The 4,289-nt window shown below is 66.4% G+C and carries 3 protein-coding genes and 3 pseudogenes; 3 read left to right on the top strand and 3 right to left on the bottom strand.

What is annotated here, in order from left to right; all coding sequences use genetic code 11:
- Positions 1 to 490, bottom strand: a pseudogene (locus tag DXK32_RS31660) (IS5-like element ISAzs10 family transposase); the annotation flags it as partial.
- 84 nt (positions 491 to 574) lie between these two features.
- On the opposite strand from DXK32_RS31660, the gene DXK32_RS33750 reads away from it, so the two are divergent.
- Positions 575 to 814: a hypothetical protein gene (locus DXK32_RS33750; RefSeq protein WP_432612374.1), complete on the top strand. Its 240-nt coding sequence runs from the start codon at positions 575 to 577 to the stop codon at positions 812 to 814.
- A gap of 48 nt (positions 815 to 862) precedes the next feature.
- Here the strand turns inward: DXK32_RS33750 and DXK32_RS31650 are convergent.
- Positions 863 to 1,072 (bottom strand): annotated as a pseudogene (locus DXK32_RS31650) (transposase domain-containing protein); the annotation flags it as partial.
- Positions 1,073 to 1,384: 312 nt separating this feature from the next.
- Between DXK32_RS31650 and DXK32_RS31645 the strand changes: the two are divergent.
- A complete protein-coding gene (locus DXK32_RS31645; RefSeq protein WP_114862120.1) occupies positions 1,385 to 1,564 on the top strand; it encodes a hypothetical protein in 180 nt (59 codons plus the stop codon).
- Positions 1,545 to 3,623: a recombinase family protein gene (locus DXK32_RS31640; protein WP_247877439.1), complete on the top strand. Its 2,079-nt coding sequence runs from the start codon at positions 1,545 to 1,547 to the stop codon at positions 3,621 to 3,623. Before DXK32_RS31645 ends, DXK32_RS31640 begins: the two co-directional genes overlap by 20 nt.
- 18 nt (positions 3,624 to 3,641) lie before the next feature.
- On the opposite strand, the pseudogene tnpC reads toward DXK32_RS31640, so the two are convergent.
- Positions 3,642 to 4,289, bottom strand: a pseudogene (gene tnpC, locus DXK32_RS31635) (IS66 family transposase); the annotation flags it as partial.

Below are 4,289 nucleotides of genomic sequence, written 5' to 3'. Positions count from 1 at the left end.
CGTCCTTGGGCCGGAAGCTCTTCACCGACGCCCAGGCTTCGATCAGCGTCCCGTCCACCGAGAAATGCTCGTCCGACAGCAGCGCCTTGACCTTCGGCTGGCCCAGCACGGTCGCCAGGAGCTTGGCAGCCACATCGCCGGCCAGCAGGCGCTCGCGGTTCTTGGTGAACACCGTCACGTCCCACACCGGGGCGTCCATCGACAAACCGACGAACCAGCGGAACAGCAGGTTGTAGTCGAGCTGCTCCATAAGCTGGCGTTCCGAGCGCACCGAGTAAAAGGCCTGGAGCAGCAAAGCCCGCAGCAGCTTCTCCGGCGGGATCGACGGCCGACCGATCTTGGAGTACAGCCCCTCGAACGCTGGCGACATTACCTCCAGCGCCTCGTCCACGATGGCCCGGATCGGCCGCAGCGGATGATCGGCCGGAACCCGAGCCTCGCAGCTCACGTAGCTGAAAAGACCCTCGCTGCGTTCATCCGATCCCCGCATCGTCCCCTCGTCGGCCGCATTCTCTGCAAACGGAGAGAATCACGACCGGCAGGACGAGCATAGCCTTTTTCCGCAGCCTGCTATCTGCTGAGCACGCTCGACACGCTGGCATGGCGCTACAACATCCCCGAGGCGCTGTATCCGGAAGCACTGATTCCGGGCCGGCGCGAGATCGGCACGCGTACGGGCCTGAATCTCTGGGGCAACGTCTATCGTACGCATCCGGTGAGTGACGCAGGAGCGGATCGAAACGGTCAGCGTCGCGTTCGGTGGATTTGGATGAGTTCCTTGAGATTCTCGACGCCATCCTCGGTCAGGGCATAGAACCACTGCTCGCCTGGGCCGAACGTAAGCATCCGGTGAGTGCCGCGGTCAGGCTGGCTTCCAATTCCAGGGCAGCAGTTCGGGCAGGCGGTTCTGCGGCATGTCGGCGATGCGGGCCAACACGTCGGCGAGCCACGCCTGGGGATCGACATCGTTGAGCTTGGCAGTGGTGATCAGGCCATACATGATCGCCGCCCGCTGCCCGCCGCGATCGGAGCCGCAGAACAGCCACGCTTTCCTCCCGAGGGCCATCGCCCGTCCATTGTGCCCATGCCGGGCAGGATGTTGACGTCCATTACCGCTGGCATCCGCTTTATGGTCGTCGCGTCCGGGTGATGTGGAGCGAGTCGCGCGCCATCGGCCATCTGGTTTTCGTCGAGGCGGCGCCCGGCATCATCACGGTGTTGCCGGAATGGATGCTGGACCCTGTCATCTGCGCCGGCATGGTGCTCGGTACGCCGCGGGTCGCGGTGGAAGCGCTCATCAACCTTCAGCGTCAGCTGAGCGACAGCGGATTCAGGCGAAGCTCTCCAGGCGATGCGATCATCGTCCTGGAGGAGCGACATGAAAATGCCGTCAGCATCAACACGACGGGCCAAGACCCGGCGTCAGTTCAGCATGGCCTTCGACACCGCAAGGCTGCGGACGATCAGCCCGGCCGACCGCACCGCGGCGGTGGTGCAACTGGCCCTTCTCCTGATGGAAGCCGCAGGTGCCGGAACCGGGGAGCATGACGATGGTGAACACTGATCTCCTGCCGCCGTCGGTGCTCAAGCGCAAGGCCGTGGTCTACGTCCGCCAGTCCTCCCCGGCGCAGGTCCAGACCAACCTGGAGAGCAAACGCCGGCAGTACGAACTCGTTGATGCGGCCAAGCGCCGAGGCTTCCGCCGGGTCGAGGTGATCGACGACGATCTCGGGCGCTCCGCCAGCGGCACCATGGCGCGGCCCGGGTTCGAGCGGCTGGTGGCGTCGCTCTGTGCAGGCGAGATCGGCGCCGTGCTGTGCCTCGACGCCTCCCGGCTCGCCCGCAACGGCCGGGACTGGCACCACCTGCTCGAACTCTGCGGGCTCGTCGAGGCCAGGGTCATCGACCTCGACGGCATCTACGATCCGGGGCGGCCGAACGATCGGCTGCTGCTGGGCATGAAGGGCAGCATGAGCGAGTTCGAGTTGGGAGTGCTGCGGACCCGGATGCTTGATGCCGCCCGCAGCAAGGCACGGCGAGGCGAACTGCGCATCAGCGTGCCGATCGGCTACATCTGGCACCGAGAGGTCGGTCTGGGATTCGATCCGGACCTGCGGGTTCAGGAGGTGATCCGCCTCGTCTTCACCCGCTTCCGGGAGCTGGGCAGCGCGCGCCAGGTCCTGCTGTCGCTGGCGGCGGAGGGGGCCTGCTTCCCGCGGCCGTCTGACGGCAAGAGGCTGGTCAGCTTCGACTGGACGCCGGTCCGCTATCGCAACGTCATCAGCGTGCTCAAGAACCCCTTCTACGCCGGCGCCTACGTCTACGGAAAGAGCCAGCACCGCACCGAAATCGTCGAAGGGCGGGCGCGGAAGAGCTATGGCCACGGCAAGCCGCTTGAAGAGTGGGAGGTTCTGCTAAAGGATCACCACGAGGCCTACGTGGACTGGGAGGAATTCGAGCGCAACCAGACCCTGCTCGCCGCCAACGCCTACGGCCATGCCGGCGGCGCGAAATCGGGGCGTGGGGGCCGCGCCCTGCTGATTGGGGTCCTGAGCTGTGCCCGGTGCGGACGGCGACTGACCGTGTCTTATCGCGGCCGCCAGCCCAACCAGGCCATATACCGTTGCGAACGTCCCCACCAGATGCTGGGACTGCCACGATGCCTCGGGTTCGGGAGTTCCCGGGTGGACGAGGCCGTCGCCGGCGAACTTCTCCGAGCCGTCGAGCCGATGGCGATCGAGGCCGCGCTGGAAGCCGAGCGGAGGCATATGGAACACCAAGCCGAGCGACGGCGGATGGCGGAGTTGGACCTGCAGAAGGCGCGCTACGAGGCGTCACTGGCGGAACGGCGCTACGCCGCCTGCGATCCCGACAACCGGCTGATTGCCGCGCAGCTGGAAAAGAACTGGGAAGCGGCGCTTCGGCGTGTCGAGTCCTGCGAGGCGCGGGTCGCGTCCGTGTCGGCTCCCGTTCCGGTGGCCGACGTTCCGGATTTCGCCGGACTGGCGGACGATCTGCAGGCCGCCTGGAACGCGCCGGCGGTGACCACGAGGGCGCGCCAACGGCTGCTCCGAGCCCTCATCGTCAACATCATCGCCGACGTCGACGAGGCGGCGCGCGAAGTCATCCTCACCATCCACTGGCAGGGCGGCCAGCACTCGCAGCTGCGTCTCACCAAACCGAAATCCGGCGAGCACGGCTGCCGGACGCCGGAGGAGGCGATGGCGGTGATCCGCAGCATGGCGACGCGCTGGTCGGATGCGGACATCGCCGCGCAGTTGAACCGGATGGGCATGCGCACCGGACAGGGAAAATCCTGGACCGGACACCGTGTCGGCTCGCTGCGCCGGGTCCGTGGCATTCATGCCTACCGGTCCGCGGAGAAGGATGGCGAATGGTTGACCCAGTATGAGGCTGCGGCGGCGCTCGGCATTTCGCGCCACCGCCTTGTCCGGCTCATCAACGCCGGCATGATTGTCGCCGAGCAGGTCGTGCCCGGCGCTCCCTACCAGATCCGTGCTTCGGACCTTCAGGATCAGCGTCTCCTTGCCGCGGTTGGACGCAAAGGCGAGCCGTGTCGCCTCGGCTCCAAGGATCAACTTTCAATGTTTCCAGATACTTGAAGAAGAGGGGCATAATGAACGCACCATCGCGATCCCGCGCAGGCCGCGTTCGGCGGCGTTGTTCGTGAGACACAGCCGGCCATCGCCGAGGAAGCGGGTGAAGCCGTCCCAGCGTGTCAGCATGTAGTCCATCGCCTTGGCCACGGGGGCATGGCGGGAGAGCCGGGTGCGCTCCGTTCGCATCCAAGCTTCGAGCGCAGCTACCAGGGCGACGCCACGCTCCTGGCGTGCCGCCAGCCGCTCGGCCGTCGGCTTGCCGTTCAGGGCGCGCTCGAGTTCGAAGATTGCGTCGATGCGCGTCACGGCCTCCAGCGCCAGTGGTGAGATCGGCGGAGCATCCTTGCCGCGCTTGGTGTTCGCGGCGATGTCGGCCAACTTGAAGAAGCCGCGCCGGGCATGCGCCCAACATAGCGCGGCATGGATCGGCCCCGGCTGGCGGTCGGGTTCGTACAGCCGGTTGTAGCCGGCGAACGCATCGGCTTGCAGCCAGCCGGAGAAGCCGGCCAGATGCTGTTCGGGGTGTTCGCTCCTGCGGTCGCGCGAATAGTGGAACAGCGCCGCCGGTGGGGCTTGGCCGGCGAACGGCCGGTCGTCGCGCACATACACCCACAGCTGTAAAAGTATGGACTTGACCTGACAGTCCGCCCTGCCGCGGCGGGTGTCCGA

This window comes from Azospirillum brasilense (assembly GCF_003349955.1).
Taxonomy (GTDB): Bacteria; Pseudomonadota; Alphaproteobacteria; order Azospirillales; family Azospirillaceae; genus Azospirillum; species Azospirillum brasilense_B.
Note: the sequence above shows the minus strand (reverse complement) of the source record. Positions and strands in the feature narration are given on the sequence as shown.

Bases quoted from the DNA above. Each gene is read 5' to 3' on its own strand.
- DXK32_RS31640 (WP_247877439.1), top strand. From the start codon at position 1,545: ATGACGATGGTGAACACTGATCTCCTGCCGCCGTCGGTGCTCAAGCGC.
- DXK32_RS31645 (WP_114862120.1), top strand. From the start codon at position 1,385: ATGCCGTCAGCATCAACACGACGGGCCAAGACCCGGCGTCAGTTCAGC.